Source organism: Lysinibacillus sphaericus (genome assembly GCF_015844675.1).
Taxonomy (GTDB): Bacteria; Bacillota; Bacilli; order Bacillales_A; family Planococcaceae; genus Lysinibacillus; species Lysinibacillus sphaericus_E.
In genome coordinates, this window is record NZ_LDGC01000015.1 from 87,239 (window position 1) to 107,413 (window position 20,175).

Genomic DNA, 20,175 nt, shown 5'->3' on the forward strand with positions numbered 1-20,175 from the left:
AAACTTAATAATAGGCAAAAACAGAGTCTCCATAGTTTACCCTACGAAGACTCTTTTTGGTATACTTTTTTAAAATTTAGGAGGCTTAGTACCTTCTGGAATTAGCGAAGCATAAGTCTCCCCGTCTAGACGTTCCTTCCATTCTTTTTTAGCTTCTTCAATCAGTGCTGGATTATCAATTAGATCCACAGCAGTGCAAGCCATAATTTTTGCTGCCTGTAACATCCCCTTATGTGCTATTGGCATAACACCCTGTGATACAACCTGCCAAGTATGAAGTGGTGTACCTAGTGCCATACATACAGTTGTACATTGAACAGTTGGGACATTCCAGCTTACATCTCCAACATCCGTTGATCCACCTAATATAAATTCAGGTAGGACACTTGGAATGTAGTCAGCAATAACTTTACCTTGTAACTGCTTAGCATCATCTTTTTTTAGACCCACTAATGCTGATGCCTGGATTTCAGGCGTAAATGTATTAAAAATAGCTTGGGCATGCTGTTCATCTTCTCTTGTATAAGTAGGCATTCCTAAATCAATTATTTGTTTTTGCATCGCACCATAAAGTGTTTTATTTGGAATAAGATTGGACGCTGCTCCCTCAAAGGCGATTTCTAACGATGTTTCAGTCATCAATGTTGCACCTTTAGCAATATTTTCAACACGTTGATAAATCTCTTGTACTTGATGCTTTTTAGGTGCTCTAATTAAGTACGTCACCTCTGCATACGGTTGAACGACATTTGGAGATGATCCTCCTGTGTTTGTAACCGCATAATGCACACGCGCTTCTGGAATGATATGTTCGCGTAAATAGTTTACCCCAACATTCATGAGTTCAACTGCATCTAATGCACTTCGTCCCAAATGGGGCGCTGCTGCCGCATGTGCACTTTTTCCCGTAAACTTAAACGTAACTGCATAGTTTGCAAGAGAAGTGCAAGTCATTACAGTTGTAAAAGTACCAGGATGCCAAGATATAGCAATATCGACATCATCAAAAACACCAGCCTTCGCCATATAAGCTTTCCCTGAACCATTCTCCTCCGCTGGGCAACCGTAGAAACGAATTGTCGCTGATTGATTATTTTGCTCTAAATAATCTTTCACCGCAACAGCCGCGGAGAACGCTCCTGTACCTAATAAGTTATGCCCACAACCATGGCCACTTCCTCCGTCCTCTAAAGGTTCAAAATGAGTAGCCCCTCCTTTTTGACTCAAACCGGGGAGTGCATCATATTCCCCGAGAAAGGCAATAACCGGCTTTCCAGATCCATACGTTCCTACTAGTGCTGTATCAAGTCCTGCAATGCCAAGTTCTGTTGCAAAGCCCTCTTTTTCTAAAGCTGCCTTCATATATTGAACAGATTTCTTTTCTTGAAAGTGAAGTTCAGGTACTGCCCAAATAGCATCACTTAATTGAATACTAACATCCCTTTTTGACTCGACTAATGAAGAAATTTTTTCATGTACACTCATCTTTTTATACCCCCTATTATGAATTCAAAAGACTTCCTTTTTGATCATTTAACGTTAAAAGCGAAATAATACAAATAACTGCAAATCCAATTAACATCCAAAATGCTGCATCGAACGAACCGTTAAAAGCATCTACCATAAAACCGATTGCCATTGGCGTTACAAATCCAGCTAATTGCCCGCCTGTATTAGCAACTCCCATTGCAGAACCTGTAATAGAAGAAGGTAATTTCTTTAACACAATGGCAGGTAGTAATGTAATAACAAATGCAATAAATAAAGTAACGACCGTTTGATAAGCAATAAACATCGTTACCGACTCTGCTGTAAACATGAAGTACAATAAAATACCAATTACTCCACATGAAATTGACCCTAAGATTTTATCCATTCCTCGTGGTAACTTATCAATGAGATAACCACTACCATAAATACCGATAATAGTAGTGATAGCTGGAATTGTTTGCGCCCAACCAATCGACATTAAATCGAGTCCACGATTTTTTTGAAGGTATGTTGGAATCCAAGAAACTAATCCCCAGTTCACCGCATAAATACAGAAATAAGCAATCATTAAATTCCACATAAGCGGTGTCTTAAAAAGTTCCTTAAAGTTTACTTTCGTAGAAGTATTTTCTTTACCATTACTACTTTCCACTACTTCCTCTTGTGGAAGTTTGATATATTTCCAATATAAAAATGCAATAATGGCACCGATTGCACCAATTACAACAAACATCGTACGCCAGCCAATTGTTCCTAATAAATAAGCTGCGAGTAAAGGTACGATTAACGAAACAATGCCTCCAGAGGAAAGCATAATTGACATCGCTCGCCCTCGTTCTTCCCTCGGAAAAATCGTTGCAATAATTTTAGAGCTCGATGGTTGGAACCCACCTTCCCCAATACCAAATAAAAATCGAATGATAATCATTGCAACTAAAGACCAAGCTATTGCCGTTAAACCTGTGAATATCGACCACATGATTACAGAAAAAAGTAAGATTTTTTTAGCGCCAAATCTATCAGCCAACCAACCGCCAGGTATTTGCATAATCGCATAGCCTAAAAAGAAAGCGCTTAAAATAATTCCAGTAGAAGAAGCATCTAAATTTAAATCACCCGTAATCGATACTACTGCATAGTTCATAATGTAACGATCTAGATTCCTAATGACCAACCTAAAAATAAAAGTGCAAGGATTAAATTTCTGGATTTTTTGGTTACTGCATTCGTTGTCATTACTATCCCTCCCATGTTTAAACTGCCTTGCTGCAATTGATCGTATTAAAGGAAAAAGACATTCAGTTACTCGAATATTGCGACAACTAAAACTCTTATTCTTCCATCTCGATATCTTTTGCAACTTTTCTATACTATTTTTCATCTCTCCCTATTTATTAAAATCGGCTCGTATATATAGCGACACTTTCGTTATATATACGTATAATAATCGACTTTTTATGAATTGACAATATTATTTTGAAAATTTCCAATAAATAATCGCATAAAAAATGGTGTCAAACATACGTCATAGAAACTTGGAAACCGTTGATTTATCTACACTTTTTAAACATTTATCGAAAACAAATAATAACTAAAAAAATTCTGTACTTTTCTATTTGCGAACATTTCCGCCAAACAAAAAATGCCCTAATAACCATTCATTGGTTTAGGACATTTTATATTTCATATGCTTGACCTACATCACAAGCTGGTATATTTTTATTGGTCTACCACGTGTATGCTGTAATTCTTCTCCACAAATTTCCGCTAAACCTACACTACATAAATCAGCCACAATGCGCTGTGCATTTCGTTCACTCATTTGAAGCTGGGCGGCTAAATCCTTTGTCGTAAAATGCTTCCAACTCATTTTTTGAACTAGCGCTTGTATTCTTGTATAGTTTTTAATACTAACATTGCCTTTTTTTAATTTTTCAAGGATAGTAGGATCCTCAGCTCGATAGGAATATGTTAGCTCCTCCCTATTTCCGACAGATTCAATCATTGTACCATCATCTTGAATCATGACAATATCAATCGATTCATGTTCCTTCGTTTGACGTAAAGCTCTATGTGCATTTAATTCGGCATTAAATACCGTTTGCGCAAAACCTATTCCTGTTGTAACCTTTGTCTCCACTTCAATGGACAGCTGGTACATTTTTTCCTTGATGAATTGAATCTGCCCTTCGATCGCTCCCCTCGTACTGAAAATTGTATATCTCCCATTCCCTTCCTCGATTAAGGAGCCATCAATCTGTTCGCATAACTGCAGTAAGTTTTCCTTCATGCGCAATTCTAAATATTGAATACGATATCCTTGCTTCATTCTTTCCTTCAATGAATCAAATTCTTTTATTTCGAGCATGACAGCACCTATTTGCGTTTCTTTATAATACGACGTTTTAATTTTTTCGGTAAATAGCTGAACGGTATGGTAAATTTCTGTTTTTGTAGGCGACACCCAATAGGAGGGAACCCCTCTCTTTTTCAGCTCTTCATCGACAGATGGGTAACATGTGATCGCAAAATCGATTTTCCCCTTCAGCCATAGGTCATAATGGAAATCAAATAATTCTTTCGGATCAATGGCCACATCAAATTCCTTTACATACATGTTCCTTACATTCTTCTCGATCTCCGTCAACCCTTCTGACGCCATTTGTGCAGGTGATGAGATAATATCAATACTGACATTTTCAATAACTTTCCCCATTTTATAGGATTGCTCAAAAAAACCTTTGTAAATGGCCGCTTCAGAAAAGATGATATGTGCTAGCTTATCCTGTGAGACACTTGTCTGACTAGCAATTTTATAAGGTATGTATCCCGAAAATAGCCAAAAATCAACATCTTGATTATAAGTTTCCACAAGATGTTTCGTTTCTGTAGCAATCGAATAAATATACGGGATAAATTCCATATCCTGTTCGATTTCATGTGCTAACTCGATAATTTTTTCTACTGATTTTATTGGGCCAACAACACCTATTTTATACATCTTTAGTTCCTACCTTCTATGTCAAACTACTTTTTTGCTATGACAAACAATTCTCAATTATTATACAGATTAACTATAAATAGTATATCGAAGAATTGATATTCTACACAAATAAAAAAGATACATTTAACCAGTGGGCTTTATATCAATGAATTAAATGTGTCAAATTCAGCGAGTTGCTTTTCTGGGGCGTCGGGCGGCAGAGGGTTTTTTTGCGCGAAAGCGTAGCGACAGCAAATATTTTCAAGTTTTATCGCCCAACTTTTGAATTTTATCGATAAACTTTTATGTTTTATTACCTAACTATGCCAATCGCGCATACTAAAACCCCGAATAATATCGTTATTCGGGGTTTAGGCTTAAACAGTTTTATAAATCATTTGCATACATTTTCTTATATAAAATTTCTAATTTTTTTGAGAGCTTACCATAGGCAGTTTGCCAAGTTTTACGAGCCGCTTCATTTTCTTCTGTAGAAGGCACATAAAGAGCATGTACATCAGCTACCTTTTTCAAATCACTCTCGGCCTGAGTTAGCTTAGAATAATTTTTTACGACGCTCTTTTCAGAAGAACTAAGACCATCATATGTTGTACGAATTTCTTTTACTTTCGTTTCCAAGTCATCAATATATTCACCATTTACGAGAAGTGAATTAATTGCTTCAACTAATTTCAAAGCACTTTCATTAGACTGTTGTTGACCTTTATCCTTATCGATAATGGATTGTCGTATTTCTGGACTAACTAAACTCATTTGTTTTGAAGTTAGCTTATTAAAAGCTTTAATAACAGTTGTTGGATTACTAGTAAATGATTTTTCATACGTCTTCATAAATGACTCTACTTTTTTAACATCGGAAACCGCTGTTGTTAAGATCGACGCATTCGTAATACGTTTTTTATCACTAGAGCTTAGCTTTTTATATTCATTTGAAAGCTCATTAATCTTTTCTATTGATACTGTATACGTATCATTATCATTTGAGACAATTTTTGCAATTTCATTAATTAATGTTGTGACATCTGGTGCGTCTTCTAGACGATTATTGAGCAAATCTTCATATTGCTGTTTGGCTAAATGCTGTTGATTTGCTGGTAGCTTAGCATATGCAGTTTGTACGGTTTGAATTTTTTTCGCTTGTTTCGCAGCATCTGTTTCTTGTCGTGCTGCTTGCACTTTTTTATGGAATGACTTAACACCAGAAAGATCTTTAGTCGCAGCTGTTAATAAATAATAGTTTGTAACATACTTTCGTCCACCCGAAGATAGGTTTTTATATTTTGTTGTTGCTGCATTTACAGCACTTTCGAATTGTGCAAATGTATATTTCGTTACATTAGCAAGCTTCTCAACTTCGGCTTTTAAAGCCAATGCAGCCGCTTTATCAGCAGGTTCCTTCCCATTTAAATCAACTGTAATAGTCGGTGTATTTAATAAAAAATCGTTTGCATTATAAACAAGTGACTGTTGTAAACTAGTTAACTTATTATAAGCTTTCAATACATTTGTGTAGTTCGTTTTTAACTTACTCTCAGCTACCCCTGGCGTTTCTGAAAGCTTTTGATAAGCGTCCATATCCTTAATAATTTTTTCAGCTGCTTTAAAATCCTTTTGTAAAGTTATCAAGCTATTATATCCGACAATTTTAGCCGCTGAATTTTTCGTTAAACCCTTATATTCATTAATAATACGGTTTACATTATTGACATGTCCTTGCCAAGAATCTTTTGATGGATCTATCGGGTAACTGTCATCCACATCGCCGACATAACTATCAATCTCTCTATTTAAGCTGTCTATTTGACTGTTTTCTGCGTTTTCAGCTTTAAGTAATGTATTCATATATTTTTCTGGTACAAGCTTAAGTTGTTTATAAGTTAACTTTTCAACAGCCGTACGTATAGATTTTGCTGTAGTCACCTGTTTGCTAGGTGAATCTTTTTCTGACAACTTATCGAAAAGTTTAATATATTGTTCGACCTTTTTGATATCCGATTTAGCATCACTTAAAATTACTTGGTTTTGAACAGTTGCTCGGTAATTTTGAGATAATTTTGCTATATCCTTTTCTATTGTTTCTACTGCTGATTTTAAAGATTCAATGGTAGTAGGTGCATACGTAACAAAAGAACTTTTATAGTCTAATAATGCAACAATTGCCTGATTTAGTCTTCTAACTTCTTTAAATTCATCGATATCTGTCGGATCTTTCAAAATGTTTTTAATGCTATTGTATAAGACATCATTTAGATCTAAGCTACGTTGTAATAAATCAAACTTATCATAGGCCTCTTCAATTTCTTTTAAATATTTTGACAGATCTTTTTCATTCACTTCATTAACCTTATCTACCTTCTCATTTAACTTGCTTATTAAATCTACATCTGCAGTCGCTCTCTTTAATACATCATAATTTTTCACATTCGCCTTTGCTGCAGCCGATAATGCCTCATATTTACTTTCTAATTCCGTTACTTTTGCCTTAAAAGATTCTAAACTTGTTACATTATATTTGTTGTCATTTATTAATAAAGTGTTAATTTCTTCAATCATCGAATCGGATGGTTCATTAGATACTGTTATTACCTCAGACTCATCAGATTCTGCCAAAAAAGTTCCTACCTTTGCCTGTACTTTGACCATTATATCTGTAATGCCATCTGTTAAAGCATTATTAGGAATTTTGTATGTGTCTTTAGTAGCTCCATCAATTATTGTGAAGGATTCACCAACTTTATAAAACCATTGATAGCTATATGTAATTTGATTGTTTTGTAACTTTGCCCCAGCATCATCGGTTACAATTGCTCCTCCTACTTGTACCGATTCACCAGGTACTGCATATTTTGAACTACTTTCAATTCTAGGTTTAGTTATTGAAAGTTGTAGTTCATTAATCGAACGGGGTTCACTCTTATACTTATTGCCTTCTGTTGTAGTCGCTTCCACGAAAACTGCTTTGCCTGCTGCTTCTACAGGTACTGTAAATGACGCTGTTGTGGCACCAGAGATTGGTTTATTTGTTGAATCTTTAGAGTCACCTACATAGTACCATTGATAACCTTTAACAATTGAATTTGCTGGTAAGTTTTCGATAGAAGCTTTTAACGTTTCATTTACTGTATTTTTTCCTGTAACTGTAACTGTATCAGCTCCCGCCGCTCCTGCAACTGTTGGTACAAAGAGAGCCGCTGGAATAGCCGCTGCTGTGAAAAGTAATTTTTTATTCAAATTTCCATACCTCCTCTTTCATCTATTGAATTATATCGGCTATATTTTTAATAATTCTCTTCATTTTATAGATTAATTGTAAAAAGTGTATTTCCTCCTATTCCAAAACAAAAAATAATACTATTTTGATTTCACATTGATTTTTATTTTACTTATTCCCACTTCCGTATAGTTACAGTAAATGTCGTTTACTTGAGTTAATGAGCTCCAAAACGACTACACAAAAGACGTCATCGAATGAATTTAATTCAAATATTTACCTGAACAATAGTAAGCATTTTATTAATGAGAATTAAGGACATAATAACTAAATCATTATCCTTTTAAAGGAGATGTTTCCAGTTTAACTAAATATATGTAATACAACTGTTATTAGGATATTAATAGAATGCAAGGAGCTTGATCGGATTATGGAAAATCTTTATAAACCTAGTTTAACAAGCCATGACGTAGACAGGACAAGAAGCTACGAGATTAGTAGTCTATTTTTTGTTGCTATGCTTGGTGGTATTTTTGCCATTGCCATACTAGGAATACAAAACGCTAAATGGCTAAAAATTGAAAAGAAATACATACAGTTGTTAACGATTATTAGTATTGTACTTATTATTGCGAAGCTTGCAGTCGTTTACGCAATTGGTCAACAACTAATCCCTTTAGATGAAAAGTATATTAAATTTGTCAGCCGACTATTTGGGGTTGCTTGTTTTTTCATTTTCTTCGCATTTTTAGACGAGCCATATAAAGAAGTTTTAGCAGGAGACGGTGTCGCTGAATCATTATGGAAGCCAGGGTTTATCGCAATTATCTTCTATGGCTTTATCGATGCTTTAGCTACGTTATTCTTACTAGCACTTTAGGAAGGAGATATATTATGAGTGAATTCGAAGAATATGAAGAACCATCTTTTGAAGTTATCGAACATTATTTTGATATAGGTAAATATCCGCGAGTTATTGACCTTATTAATGAGGAACTACAAGATAATATTGAAAATAGTCGGCTTTGGTATATGTTAGCTTATAGTAACTATGCAACAAACGAATTTGACGAGGCTGAAGAACAATTTCATGAAGCCATGAGATGAGGATATGATGAGGATATCATATTATATTTTCTCGGTCATTTATACATGGAAACCGAGCGATGGCACGAAGCAGAAGAACCTTTCTTGAATCACTTCGCTTAAATCCAAATGATGCAGCAACACATGCAGGCTATGCTGTTTTAATGAAACAAACAGGATATCGAAAAAAATCAAAGTTATTAATCAATAAAGCATTAGAATTAGATCCAGAAAATTCATATGTGTTACGTAAAAACTTTATTTTGCTAGGTGTACATGGAAATAAAGAACAACAAATCCTGACTTTAGAACAATATCTGAATTCAGCAGATAGCGAAGTTGCAAAATTGTTGCACCTTGGAATAAATGCATCCTTCCGAAATAATGAAAAAGAAGCGAAAGAATATTACAGACAAGCCTTTCTATTAAATCCTGAGGATCAAACATTGCTATCTATATTAGAAGAGATGGAAATTACAACCCACCCTCTGCTAGCACCTAATCGTTTTATAGAGCGTTTAGGGGGCCCATCTATCATGTGGCTCGTGGGAATTGGGCTAACCTTTTTGTTACTAGCATTAGGGTTTGAAACTATAGCTATGCTGTTTTTAAAATGCTATGTAGTACTTGCACTTTATACATGGATATCAGCTCCATTGGCAAAGGGACTAAGAAAAATAAGGGGTTATCGATATGGATAAAATTAAATGGTTACAGCAAATGGTGGAACAAAGCCCAACCGACTCTCAAGCACACTACTGGCTTGGAAAAGAGCTTGCTGAAAACGGTCGTTGGCTAGAAGCTGTGCAAGCGTATTCAACAGGGATTTCACTCTGTACAGATGATACACTACGTATGGAAATCATTCATGAATTAACAAAAGCGAGTGTACAAATTCAGCAAACAAACTCAATGGACTCTCATTCACCAGTTATTGAGCAGGTAAGTCATGACATAGATGGAAGGATCGAGACTGAAGAAGCCATTGCCGCTTCAGCAGAAGAATTGCTAGAAAAAGAAGTCAATACTGAAGAAGCCGAATCGGTTCAATTAATAGATTTTACACCTAGGTTCAAAGTTTTAGATAGTGAAGCCCCTAAAATAACAGTAAAAAAAGGTAAGGAGCAAATCACTTTTGCGGATGTTGCTGGCCTCGAAGACTTAAAAAAGACCATTAATTTACGTATTATTAGCCCATTTTATAACAAAGGTCTATTCGCTAAGTTTCGAAAAAAAGTAGGTGGTGGCGTTCTTCTCTATGGTCCCCCTGGTTGTGGAAAAACATTTATTGCTAAGGCAACCGCTGGTGAATGTAAGGCTAATTTCTACCCTGTTCATATTACAGATATTTTGGCCTCCTATACGGGAGAAAGTGAACAAAATTTAAAAAGCTTTTTTGATAAAGCACGCTTTCAAAGACCAAGTATTATGTTCTTTGATGAAGTAGACACCCTTGGATATAGTCGTTCCCTTTCTTCAGCTAACTCCAGAAGCTTAATCAATACATTTCTTACTGAGATGGAAGGGATCGATACTAGCACAGATGAAGTTCTTGTAATGGCTGCGACGAATACACCATGGGATGTTGATAATGCCTTAAAGCGTCCTGGCCGATTCGATCGTCTCATTTTTGTCGCTCCACCAGATAAAAAAGCAAGAGAGCAAATTTTTAAATTGAAGCTAGTAGGAAGATATGCTGAAGAAATAGATGTAGCAATGCTAGCTGCTCAAACAGAGTTTTTCTCAGGGGCAGACATTGAAAATGTAATTGAATTAGCTACTGAAAATGTCCTTGCTGAAATTTTAACAACTGGTAACGAGCGTCCAATCACAACTAATGACTTATTACACGTTTTAGAAGAGGCTCAACCATCAACATTAGAATGGCTGCGTACCGCAAAAAACTACGTGAAATACGCAAACCAAGCAGGACTTTACAATGATGTTGAAAAGTATCTTCGTGTTCACGCTAAGCGTATTTAATGAATAAATTCAATGAGGCATCTCAACTAATGATTTGGGGTGCCTCTTTCTAAGTTTCAAAGTATAATATTGATGCTCCATCTATTGTTTATAAAGCATATAAGTTTTTTCAAAACAATTGACGTACTGCACACGCTCTATTTCACCTGATAATGAATAAGTAAAAATCAATCGTTCATAAATCATCTCGGTTAAAAAAGCCGTTTTCGTAACGTCATGACTAAATGGTATAAGCTTTAATTTATATAAAGCTCCATACATCTTGGGGACTGTTAGATAAAGTTCTTTATTTTTAATAGTAATGGTAAGTACTTTGTCTTCATTTTCTATTACATAGTGCCCGACGATAGATTCTCTCTTTGTGAATGCTACCGGAGCTCTAGGTGCCGGTGAAGATACATTTTTATCAAAAACGATTTTTGCAATCTCTCTACTTAAATGCATGACAGGTGTAACATTCATATTACTTAAAAAGATAATCGTAACTTGATCATCAACAAATCTAAGGAAATCACTTGAAAAACCGCTAATATCTCCAAAGTGATGCACACATTTTTTCCCCATTAATTCAGAGACCATCCAACCACACGCATAAGACCCTAGATTTGGAGTCAACATTTTCTCTGTTAATTCCTTATGAAGGATTTTGGAGGATTTTAATGCCTGATCCCAAATAAATAGGTCCTCTATTGTTGAATATAAACCATAGGAGCCTAATGAAATGACATATCCGCATACGCTGCATGAATTGATTCTTCCCAATACCAAAACCCCTGTTTAAAAGAATATTCTCATTAGATGTAATTAATAAAGTACCATTCAAATAACCGTTTCGATTATAAGAATCTATCCAATTATTTAACCGTTCCTCTAATAGCATGTGAGTTTCTCCTTACTAGAAATGATTAATCATTCTTTATATTGAGGGATTTTTCTGGCCTGATGAGTTGCTAAATCCACATATCTTATGGATTGGTAAACGGCTATCCTTTTCAAATCAATTTCATTTGTTGTGATGTATACCTTAGGATCATTTCTTCTATATCCGTGAAGATATTAAGTCCGCTCTAAATAAATATACTTCAAAGCAAAACCTCCTAATCCATACTCATACTGTGAATTTTACACATTACGAAAAGATTAGGAGGTACGAAAATAGCTCATGTCTTTCTTATCCTCTACTATGAGTTGGCCTTCTATAATACATATCGTAGTCATAGGAATGAGTATGATTCCCTTCAATTACTTTAATTCGAATGGACATTCCTTCTCCTACATCAGTGTTGATAGAAAACTGACCATTAAATGCTTGTACCCTATCTTGCATTCCCCTGATGCCCATTGAATCAGCAAGAATAATCTCATCTATTTTACATCCTACACCATCATCAGAATAATTGATTTCAAAACCATCTTCTGTTTCAAATAGGTGAATTTCGACAGTATTGGCATACGAATGTTTTAAAGCATTGTTTAACAACTCTTGGAAAAGCCGATAAATCATCAAGTTTAAACGTTCATCCTCTAAATATAGTCGATCAATTGTATAAATTAAAACAAAATCAGCACGCTTATGAACTTTTTGTATAAGCTTCTCAAGCGCAGCATTTAAGCCTAATGTATCTAATAATGGCGGCTTCAAATTTTCACAGTAGCCTCTTAAATCATTTAAAGATGTAATCATATGTTCATGAATCTTAGCAAGACCCGATTGAATATCCGTCTTTTTCTTCGCGTGTATAAATACATCCATCTCCCTAGCAATATGGAGTTGCTCTTGTAAAACCGTATCATGAAGCTCTTGTGCCAATTGATATTTTTCTTGTTCAAATCGTAGCCAAAGCAGCTTATTTAGCCACGGTAACTGACTTTTATCAGCCTCTTTCATATGCTTTAACTGCTCTAATAGATCTTCCACCATTTTCGTATTTTCAATAAAATTATTTACATATAAAAGCAATAATTCAAGCCATAATAATTCCTCATCCTTTAGATGAATAGATCTATTGTGGTCTATGACTAGTATTCTTTTATAATTCATATCTTGGTGGATAAAAGCAATATAAAAATGCTCTGTCTTCTTTATATCTCCCAAGCGGAGTTGTTCAAGCTCTATTTCGTTCATTTGATTTTGAGTATATTCTTTGGATGTGCTTGTGGAAGTAATTTGATGTGTTTGCAAATCGTAGGTTAGTATGTAAACATGTTTAATCTCAAGGTGTAACGCAATTTCTCTAACAAATTTCTCAAGCAAGTCTTCAATCTTTATGACCCTTCCGATACTATCAACTGTCGTATACAATCGATGGATATAATCCCCTTTTGTTGAAAAAAGAATTTTTCGCTTATGATAATCTATTTTCTCTTTAATGTAGAAAAGTGCAATTAAAGAAAAGAATGTAAAAAAGAAAATTTCCGTCATTCTTGAAATAGACAAATCAGTAAGCCCATAAAGACCCATTAACAGCCAAATGGTAAAAACAAATGAAAAATTAAAATAATGGCGTAAACGGGTAATAAAGTATTCCATGTCAAATATACGTTCAGTGAGCTGTGTGCAAATAAAACTGTAAGGTATTAACATTAGAAATAAAGAACTAACATCCGCAGAGAGTACTTGTTTTTTGAAGATTATTTCTGGCAACGCATATAGCAACAAAAACGGTAGAAACGGAATGATGATACTACTTAATAATATTTTTAATTGTGGTGTTTTAAATTTCAAGTAACTTATTCCCAATATACCTAGAATTGCAGTTAGCAAAATAAAAAATATCCAAAGGGTTAAACTAGAGAATATAGGATTGATAAAAGGATATACAACACTGTAAATGCTTGAAAAAAAAGCAATTAAAGGCAGTAAATAAAATACTTTAATATTGTCAATAAAAATCCATTTTAAATTCATAAATAAAAAGTATTTCCTAAGAAAATGAATTAATAAGACTAAGCAAAGTATCATACTACTACGATTTATTATAATACCAAAATTATCCATCTTGCCTGACGCGCCTATACTAACATATGCTAATGAAACCGTTAGTATAAAAAATATTAGTATATTCACTAAAGGGTTATTCTTTTGTTTAAAATACAAAAATAATGAAATTGTAAGTGTAAGAAAAAAATAAAAAGTTGGTGCTATTAGTACATAATAAAATTGTTGGGGAATATCTAGTGGTTTTATGTGTATATGGATTAAACTACTATTAGATTTCTTTATCGTTAAATCATTGGCTGCTCGTAATACAAAATCATATTTGATATTAGAAATATTATTAATCTCTGTTCCATCTACATTTATAATAATATCTCCTGGTTCAATTTGTTGTTCAGTAGCCCAATCTTTGTAATATGAATTTACCACTAACCATTCTCCATTTTCTTCCTTAAGCTCAATATTTATAAAAGGCTTGCTATAAGTTACATAAAGTAAGTAAAAACCCATTATTAAATAAATACCTATAGCAAGCCAAAACCATATACTTTTAATATTTCTTAGTACCAAAGGCGATTTTCAACACACAGCTCTTCATCAAAAGAATCTAGAATCGCGTTTTGTTCAAGTTCAGTAACACCAACTAGAGAAGCCTTTTTTTCTTTTAACAAAGTTACCATCGACGGATTTTGCTCCAAATATTGAATCATGTTAATCATAAAATCTCCTCATTTCATTAGTTTTTATAGTTACACTTTCTGGAATACTTATTATAATGAGCCTAACACATTTTTGCCAATTATTTCCCAAGGGATTAATAACCATAAATGTAACTACACCTCCATTATACTATCGATTTACTTTTAATCAACAATATTTTCTACAATTCGCTAAATAAAAGATAGATTACGCACCATTTTCACACAATGTACCAATTTTCTAAATATTTCGCTTTAACACTATTTTAACCTTCCATAACTTGATATCATTTCAAAAATAAAAAAAGCTTATTCCTTCTACTCTTTTAAAGTTGGAATAAGCCAATGTTTTTATAATTTATCTTTTTTAAAAGGAACTACTTTTAGTACTTGTCCAATTTCCCCCAATGATTCAATTTGCCTTATAGCTTTATAGTAAGGGTATTCATTAACAAGTTCACAAGGAATTGTTTTAGAACATTTTAGTATATCTAAAGCAGATATTTTCAAGTGCAAAACATTTTTTATTTTGACTAAATCTTTTAATCCCCCAATGGGTAAAGCTGTTAACACAATGCTACAAGTTTCAAAAGGGTCATCTAATTCAACTTCTTCAAACTCACTAACACAACCGCTATCAATCCAACTGTTAAAGTCTGTGGCAATAATAGTTGCATTTTGTGGATTCATATCCCCGCAACCCACGACGAATATCTTACTCTCTTCGACATTTAGTCCCATTAAAAAAACATTGCCGCCACCATCATCGCCAATAGCAACGTAACCTTTTGCATACTCATTTACTTCCCAAGTTTCGTTTCTCTCAATAAGATCCTCAGTCCCATAAATCAACACACCACCATCAATGGAAAAGCCATTAGTGTTTTTTAGTAAGTTTCTATATGCAATAGGTAGTCTAATGTTCATTTTATCTTCTAGACTACCGATTTCATTCTCACTTGCTGGTGCATTTTTAATTAATTCAGCAATATTATTTAAATAAAACAAAACATTGTTCACCACCTTTTAATTTAAATCATCTGATGGATTACTATTTATAAATAGAAATTAATACATTATAGAATTTTAGATAGTTCTGTACCATTAAATTTATTCCCCCATCCTCTATTTTCTACTATAGAAGATTTTAGAAACGATTGTTTTAACGAAAGAATGAAGTTTTCTATTCTAGTTTTCTTTTAGCTTCACCTCTCATTAAGTCGATTCATTGTTTACATAAAATTTCCGTCATTCATCTTCCATCTATCTTCCAGTAACATCTAACTTAACATATCTTCTCATTAGGATACACTCTTTTTCCCACTTTATTACCACCATGGATTTCCTTTATAGAAAATATTTCACAGAAATACGATACTTTAGTTTTCCTTATAAAATCCTGATAATAAACATTTAAAGTTTCATTAACAAAGGTTTTTTCAACAGTAGCCATTTGTTGAAAGATCAAATAACAATGAAAAAGGATGATTATATGAAGCAAAAGCTTTCACCCATATCTGCCAAAGAGCGGATTGAAACACTCGATGTATTAAGGGGCTTCGCATTATTAGGAATCATATTAGCTAATATTGTTTGGTTCCTTTACCCTGCCTATATGCAGGAAGATTTAAGTTTTAAAAATGATTGGACTTCTTTTTGGAATGGCGCCGATTATACAGTTAAAACTATTCTTACTATGTTTGTCGAGGGGAAATTTGTCATGCTCTTCTCCATGCTGTTCGGTTTTGGCATGGTTATTATGCTTGAACGAGCTGCTGCAAAGCAACTAAACTTTTGGGGAATTTATTCTAGACGTCTAATTGCGTTATTTATTTTCGGTTCTATCCACGCCTATTTCATTTGGTTTGGAGATATTCTAACTGACTATGCTATTTTAGGATTTTTACTCCTTCTCATGCATAAGTTAAAACCAAAAGCTATGTTAATTATTAGCTTAACTTTATATAGCTTACTTTTGGGATCATTTACGTTTGGTGCTCTATCCTCCGATTCTACTACGACAATGACAATACCCATGTCAGAGGAAAGTCGCCAGTTCATGCAAGTTACGATCGATGCCCATCAAAACGGAAATATTCAAGAATTAATAGATGCTAATCTTATGGAAAGAACTTTTTATACAATGCGTAATGGATTGTATGTTCTTTTTTTAGGCAATCCTATATTTTTTTTATTTTCAAATCTACCGTTCCTACTAATGTTTTTATTTGGAGCAGCTGTTGCGAAGAAAAAATGGCTTCATCGTTTTGAAGAATATCGAAAAGGCTTTTTCATCACGTGGTTACTAACATTGATTTTTGGTGGGACATTAGGCTGGATATTACCTTCCCTTTCAGAAAATTTTTCTACTGTTCAATATATTAGCTCGCCACTCCTAACAATCTTTTATGCCATTAGCTTAATCTTTATTTATCACACGGTGAAAGGAAAGAAAATTTTACAGTGGTTAGCGTTCCCAGGAAGAATGGCATTCACAAACTATATCGGCCAATCTATTATATGTACATTTTTATTTGGACCATTTGCATTCGGCGTATACGGAAAACTCCACTTAACGACAGCTATCATCATTGCCATTGTCATTTTTGTTTTCCAAGTGATTTTTAGTAAGCTTTGGTTATCCAAATTCCGCTTAGGACCATTAGAATATGTTTGGAGGGCATTCACTTATTTAGGTATTAATAAGGACTCTAAAAATGCATAGCTTATGTGCTTGCGAGTTCCCGATAAAATTTAGGATTCTTTTTGATAAAATGAACTAAGGGGCTGCCAGTTGACAGCCCCTTTTCTTCCTTTTGCTGCCGTTGACCCTCATCATCAACATCCAATATCAGAATTCATCTGAATCATCATCTATCTCGTCATCCAAACATTCCTCAAGAGCATTGATAAATTCCATAAAACTATTTGCTAAAAACTCAATACATCTGTTAGTCACTTCTCCTAAATCTAAAAAAATAAGGACCACTTGCTTTGAATCAAGGTCTATACAAAAAACATTCCCACCAGCGTCATTTGCAAACGGTAGATACTTTTCAGGAATAATATTCCTGCCCTTGAAATCCAAATATCCTTTTTCCAATGTGTACCCTATATTGTTATCAAATTTAATTGGAAGGAAAACATGCACCCTAGTTTCCAAACCTGAATCCTCTTCAAAAAAGCATGGTTTATTAGGTACACCACCATTATATTGAAGATAATGATTCTTCAACTCTTGGGGAAGTTGGAAGCCTAATAAGATTTCAACCTCTTCTATATCTTTTCGTGTTAGCTGGAATGAACAATTATAAAACATTTATATAACCTCCTGAAACATGTGTTTTTTGTGGCATCAAAAAATTAATTTCTTATTTCCTTTGAAGTCAAATAAGAGATTATTTAAAATTTAGTACACTTACCCTTATTTTTCCTTCTCCTAGGTTCTCTCTGTCTCCAGCCTTTATCATAGGATGCCTTTTTCGCCTCGTATGTTTCATACTTGACTCCCAAAAACTCTTCAAACTGTTTAACAGAACCTTGGTGTGGCAGACTCGCTATATGTGCTTCAGTTTTCACCAATTGCATTGTAGATTTACCAGTACTTGGATCAAAATCAGCAACATGATACCAAGTATAAAAATCAACTGCATCTTTTCTTTTAATTCCTGCCTCTTTATAAGCTGCCGTAAAATCAGAATCATGTGACCCAGTAAGAGTAATAGTTACAATGCTGTTTGGATGAGGGAATAAATCAGGACTATTAGAAAAGTCAACTGTTTTAAATTTCCTTAAACCGAATGGATCAATTTGTAATAGCGGATTTTGAACATACCCATATAAGGTAGGATTATTTCCTGCAAGTCCAATTGGATCTATTTGAGTATAGCTACCTTGTTCTGGGTCATAGTATCGGAATCTATTATAATACAATCCTATTTCTACATCTTCATATTTTCCTTGATAACGGAATGGAATGAAATCCTTTTCACCTGCAAATTCCATCACTCGTCCATAGATATCAAACTCAGCTGACCAAACTTGCTTTCCTTTTTCGTCATAAGCTTCAACAGGCGATCCAAGAAAGTCACTAATAATACTGTAGTTGCCTTCACTCAAAATTGTACGAACCCATCATTAAATATCCATGTGACTATGTTCTCTGGTATTTCAGATTTATTCTCTGAGGAATACTCAACTGGATTTTCAAATTTATCAGAATCATTCTGCAAGAAATACTCATGTAGGATAGTATTCCCGTCCCATAAGAATTTCGTTAGCTTTTCGTTTGAACTCTTTTCAATTCGTCTACCTAGCGAGTCATACTTGAAAGTAACTTCTGCCTTGTCTGGTTTGATGACCTTCGACATCAAGCCATTGCCATAGTACTCGTACTTCCACGTGTCACAATTCTTCTCAAATTTCTGAATCAGATTTCCTTCATCATCATAAGAGTATGTTGCCTCTTGCGTTTCAAGCAATCTGCTGCCTGCACCGTAGACACGATCTTTCTTTTCTTTTGTTTCATATAAATTCCCTACATCATCGAAACTTCGGTGTAAGAAGTCAAATTGACCGCCTTGATTGGACCAGACGAGGTTACTAAATTCATCGTAACTATAGGTAACTTTTACACCTGTTAACTCGTTTACCATGCTTCGTAATTGATGATTGAGATCCCAATTATACACTCGTCTTCGTGTATCGCGATTTTGACTACTTATTCGATGGTGTGTCGGTCTACCGGTCGTATCATACTGCCATTTGCTGATGACATCTCCTGGTAAGATTCGCTCAATCTCTTGACCGAGTTCATTGTACTGCATGGATGCTATCCAATCTTCTTGCTCTGGACGAGAGGCTGTGATTCGCGACATATTACCCTTTTCATTACAAGCGACATCGATTTTTGCACCTAAACTGCTTGTTATCTGTGAACGGTTGCCTAATTCATCATAGCTACTCGCAATCCAATAGTCATTTTGCCACTCCTTAATGACTTGGCCTGATGGGTCTCGTTCCAGTTTAACTGTAACATGCTCATTTTCAGTCTCAATTAAGGAACCATTTTTGTCATAGCCAAACGTTTCCCATGTGTCATCATAATAATCGGCTCGAATGACATTTCCTAAAATGTCATGTTGATACGCTGTCCAACGATCACCTGGTCGTTAAATTCTCTGAACCAACCCTGCCAGACTGCGCTCATACGTTTTTTCTATCTCATCAAATCCGATTTCCTTAATAATATTTCCTTTCGTATCGCGTTCAAATATAAATGCTAATTTAAATATGTACATTCCTGCTTGAATAACGATGTACAAAAATGCTCATTCATTTCATACTAATACCGAGGTGTTAGTATGCATATTCAACTAGAGATTGAGACAGAATTTAAAATTAATAGTCTTTCAGATTTAGCAAATTTTAAACAAGTAATGGAGCATTTAAACATGAAAATTAATAAAAGTAAATTAGCAAGGGATATGGGAGTAGATCGACGAACAATCGATAAATATCTAAATGGCTTTATACCAAAAACAAAGCGTAATAAGCCATCTAAAATTGATGAGTTCTACCCGATTATTGCCAGCCTCTTATCAGAAGATTCTAAGCAGGTATTTTATTATCGACGCAATCTTTGGCAGTATTTAAAAGACAACCATGGTTTAGATTGTGGACAATCTACATTCCGTACCTATATTGCTAATACGCCAGAATTTAAGGCTTACTTTGAGAAAGCTGAGCGCGTATCTTCTTTGAA

At 34.4% G+C, this 20,175-nt stretch carries 16 protein-coding genes and 2 pseudogenes; 6 read left to right on the forward strand and 12 right to left on the reverse strand.

Annotated features, from left to right (window positions below; genetic code table 11):
• Positions 1-69: 69 nt before the first annotated feature.
• From ABE34_RS05975 to ABE34_RS05990, 4 genes and pseudogenes are all read right to left on the reverse strand, one after another.
• Entirely contained in the window at positions 70-1,485 is a 1,416-nt protein-coding gene (locus tag ABE34_RS05975; protein ID WP_197141104.1) for a M20 family metallopeptidase, read from the reverse strand.
• A gap of 16 nt (positions 1,486-1,501) precedes the next feature.
• Positions 1,502-2,727 (reverse strand): annotated as a pseudogene (locus ABE34_RS05980) (MFS transporter).
• A 460-nt stretch (positions 2,728-3,187) separates the two neighbouring features.
• Positions 3,188-4,492 carry a hypothetical protein gene (locus ABE34_RS05985; protein ID WP_197141105.1) on the reverse strand — a complete coding sequence of 435 codons (1,305 nt, stop codon included), beginning with the start codon at positions 4,490-4,492 and terminating at the stop codon, positions 3,188-3,190.
• Positions 4,493-4,861: 369 nt separating this feature from the next.
• On the reverse strand, positions 4,862-7,726 hold the full coding sequence (locus ABE34_RS05990) for a hypothetical protein (RefSeq protein WP_197141106.1): 2,865 nt from the start codon (positions 7,724-7,726) through the stop codon (positions 4,862-4,864).
• Positions 7,727-8,136: 410 nt separating this feature from the next.
• Between ABE34_RS05990 and ABE34_RS05995 the strand changes: the two genes are divergently transcribed.
• Genes ABE34_RS05995 through ABE34_RS06010 form a run of 4 tightly spaced genes read left to right on the forward strand, consistent with a single transcriptional unit; the run spans position 8,137 to position 10,775 of the window.
• The gene (locus ABE34_RS05995; RefSeq protein ID WP_197141108.1) at positions 8,137-8,586 is read left to right on the forward strand and encodes a hypothetical protein; all 450 of its coding nucleotides are present in this window, start codon (positions 8,137-8,139) and stop codon (positions 8,584-8,586) included.
• 14 nt (positions 8,587-8,600) lie between these two features.
• Positions 8,601-8,813 carry a tetratricopeptide repeat protein gene (locus tag ABE34_RS06000; RefSeq protein WP_197141110.1) on the forward strand — a complete coding sequence of 71 codons (213 nt, stop codon included), beginning with the start codon at positions 8,601-8,603 and terminating at the stop codon, positions 8,811-8,813.
• A 59-nt stretch (positions 8,814-8,872) separates the two neighbouring features.
• Positions 8,873-9,493 (forward strand): tetratricopeptide repeat protein, encoded by a 621-nt coding sequence (locus ABE34_RS06005; protein ID WP_197141111.1) that lies wholly within the window; start codon positions 8,873-8,875, stop codon positions 9,491-9,493.
• The gene (locus ABE34_RS06010; protein WP_197141113.1) at positions 9,486-10,775 is read left to right on the forward strand and encodes an AAA family ATPase; all 1,290 of its coding nucleotides are present in this window, start codon (positions 9,486-9,488) and stop codon (positions 10,773-10,775) included. The genes ABE34_RS06005 and ABE34_RS06010 overlap by 8 nt, the downstream gene beginning before the upstream one ends.
• Positions 10,776-10,856: 81 nt before the next feature.
• On the opposite strand, the gene ABE34_RS06015 is transcribed toward ABE34_RS06010, so the two are convergent.
• From ABE34_RS06015 to ABE34_RS06030, 4 genes are all read right to left on the reverse strand, one after another.
• The gene (locus tag ABE34_RS06015; RefSeq protein ID WP_197141115.1) at positions 10,857-11,537 is read right to left on the reverse strand and encodes a hypothetical protein; all 681 of its coding nucleotides are present in this window, start codon (positions 11,535-11,537) and stop codon (positions 10,857-10,859) included.
• Between the two features lie 409 nt (positions 11,538-11,946).
• Positions 11,947-14,223, reverse strand: coding sequence for an ATP-binding protein (locus ABE34_RS06020; protein WP_197141128.1), 2,277 nt, complete (start codon positions 14,221-14,223; stop codon positions 11,947-11,949).
• Positions 14,224-14,273: 50 nt separating this feature from the next.
• The gene (gene comX, locus ABE34_RS06025) at positions 14,274-14,432 is read right to left on the reverse strand and encodes a competence pheromone ComX (RefSeq protein ID WP_197141116.1); all 159 of its coding nucleotides are present in this window, start codon (positions 14,430-14,432) and stop codon (positions 14,274-14,276) included.
• A gap of 330 nt (positions 14,433-14,762) precedes the next feature.
• The gene (locus ABE34_RS06030; RefSeq protein ID WP_197141118.1) at positions 14,763-15,419 is read right to left on the reverse strand and encodes an SMI1/KNR4 family protein; all 657 of its coding nucleotides are present in this window, start codon (positions 15,417-15,419) and stop codon (positions 14,763-14,765) included.
• Between the two features lie 484 nt (positions 15,420-15,903).
• Between ABE34_RS06030 and ABE34_RS06035 the strand changes: the two genes are divergently transcribed.
• A complete protein-coding gene (locus tag ABE34_RS06035) occupies positions 15,904-17,136 on the forward strand; it encodes a DUF418 domain-containing protein (protein ID WP_197141119.1) in 1,233 nt (410 codons plus the stop codon).
• Positions 17,137-17,262: 126 nt separating this feature from the next.
• On the opposite strand, the gene ABE34_RS06040 is transcribed toward ABE34_RS06035, so the two are convergent.
• The 4 genes from ABE34_RS06040 to ABE34_RS06055 all read right to left on the reverse strand — a co-directional run bounded on the left by ABE34_RS06040 (position 17,263) and on the right by ABE34_RS06055 (position 19,735).
• Entirely contained in the window at positions 17,263-17,730 is a 468-nt protein-coding gene (locus ABE34_RS06040; RefSeq protein ID WP_197141121.1) for an SMI1/KNR4 family protein, read from the reverse strand.
• Between the two features lie 83 nt (positions 17,731-17,813).
• Complete coding sequence (locus tag ABE34_RS25395) at positions 17,814-18,530, reverse strand: RHS repeat-associated core domain-containing protein (RefSeq protein ID WP_197141122.1); 717 nt, start codon at positions 18,528-18,530, stop codon at positions 17,814-17,816.
• Entirely contained in the window at positions 18,527-19,288 is a 762-nt protein-coding gene (locus ABE34_RS06050; RefSeq protein WP_197141123.1) for an RHS repeat domain-containing protein, read from the reverse strand. Before ABE34_RS06050 ends, ABE34_RS25395 begins: the two co-directional genes overlap by 4 nt.
• Before the next feature lie 294 nt (positions 19,289-19,582).
• Positions 19,583-19,735, reverse strand: coding sequence for a hypothetical protein (locus tag ABE34_RS06055; protein WP_197141125.1), 153 nt, complete (start codon positions 19,733-19,735; stop codon positions 19,583-19,585).
• Positions 19,736-19,774: 39 nt separating this feature from the next.
• Here ABE34_RS06055 and ABE34_RS06060 point away from each other — a divergent pair.
• Positions 19,775-20,175: pseudogene (locus ABE34_RS06060) on the forward strand (IS21 family transposase); the annotation flags it as partial.

Coding starts and splice junctions, on each gene's coding strand:
- ABE34_RS05975 (WP_197141104.1), bottom strand. CDS start 1,485: ATGAGTGTACATGAAAAAATTTCTTCATTAGTCGAGTCAAAAAGGGAT.
- ABE34_RS05985 (WP_197141105.1), bottom strand. CDS start 4,492: ATGTATAAAATAGGTGTTGTTGGCCCAATAAAATCAGTAGAAAAAATT.
- ABE34_RS05995 (WP_197141108.1), top strand. CDS start 8,137: ATGGAAAATCTTTATAAACCTAGTTTAACAAGCCATGACGTAGACAGG.
- ABE34_RS06000 (WP_197141110.1), top strand. CDS start 8,601: ATGAGTGAATTCGAAGAATATGAAGAACCATCTTTTGAAGTTATCGAA.
- ABE34_RS06005 (WP_197141111.1), top strand. CDS start 8,873: ATGGCACGAAGCAGAAGAACCTTTCTTGAATCACTTCGCTTAAATCCA.
- ABE34_RS06010 (WP_197141113.1), top strand. CDS start 9,486: ATGGATAAAATTAAATGGTTACAGCAAATGGTGGAACAAAGCCCAACC.
- ABE34_RS06020 (WP_197141128.1), bottom strand. CDS start 14,223: ATGGGTTTTTACTTACTTTATGTAACTTATAGCAAGCCTTTTATAAAT.
- comX (WP_197141116.1), bottom strand. CDS start 14,432: ATGATTAACATGATTCAATATTTGGAGCAAAATCCGTCGATGGTAACT.
- ABE34_RS06035 (WP_197141119.1), top strand. CDS start 15,904: ATGAAGCAAAAGCTTTCACCCATATCTGCCAAAGAGCGGATTGAAACA.
- ABE34_RS06040 (WP_197141121.1), bottom strand. CDS start 17,730: ATGTTTTATAATTGTTCATTCCAGCTAACACGAAAAGATATAGAAGAG.
- ABE34_RS06050 (WP_197141123.1), bottom strand. CDS start 19,288: ATGTCGCGAATCACAGCCTCTCGTCCAGAGCAAGAAGATTGGATAGCA.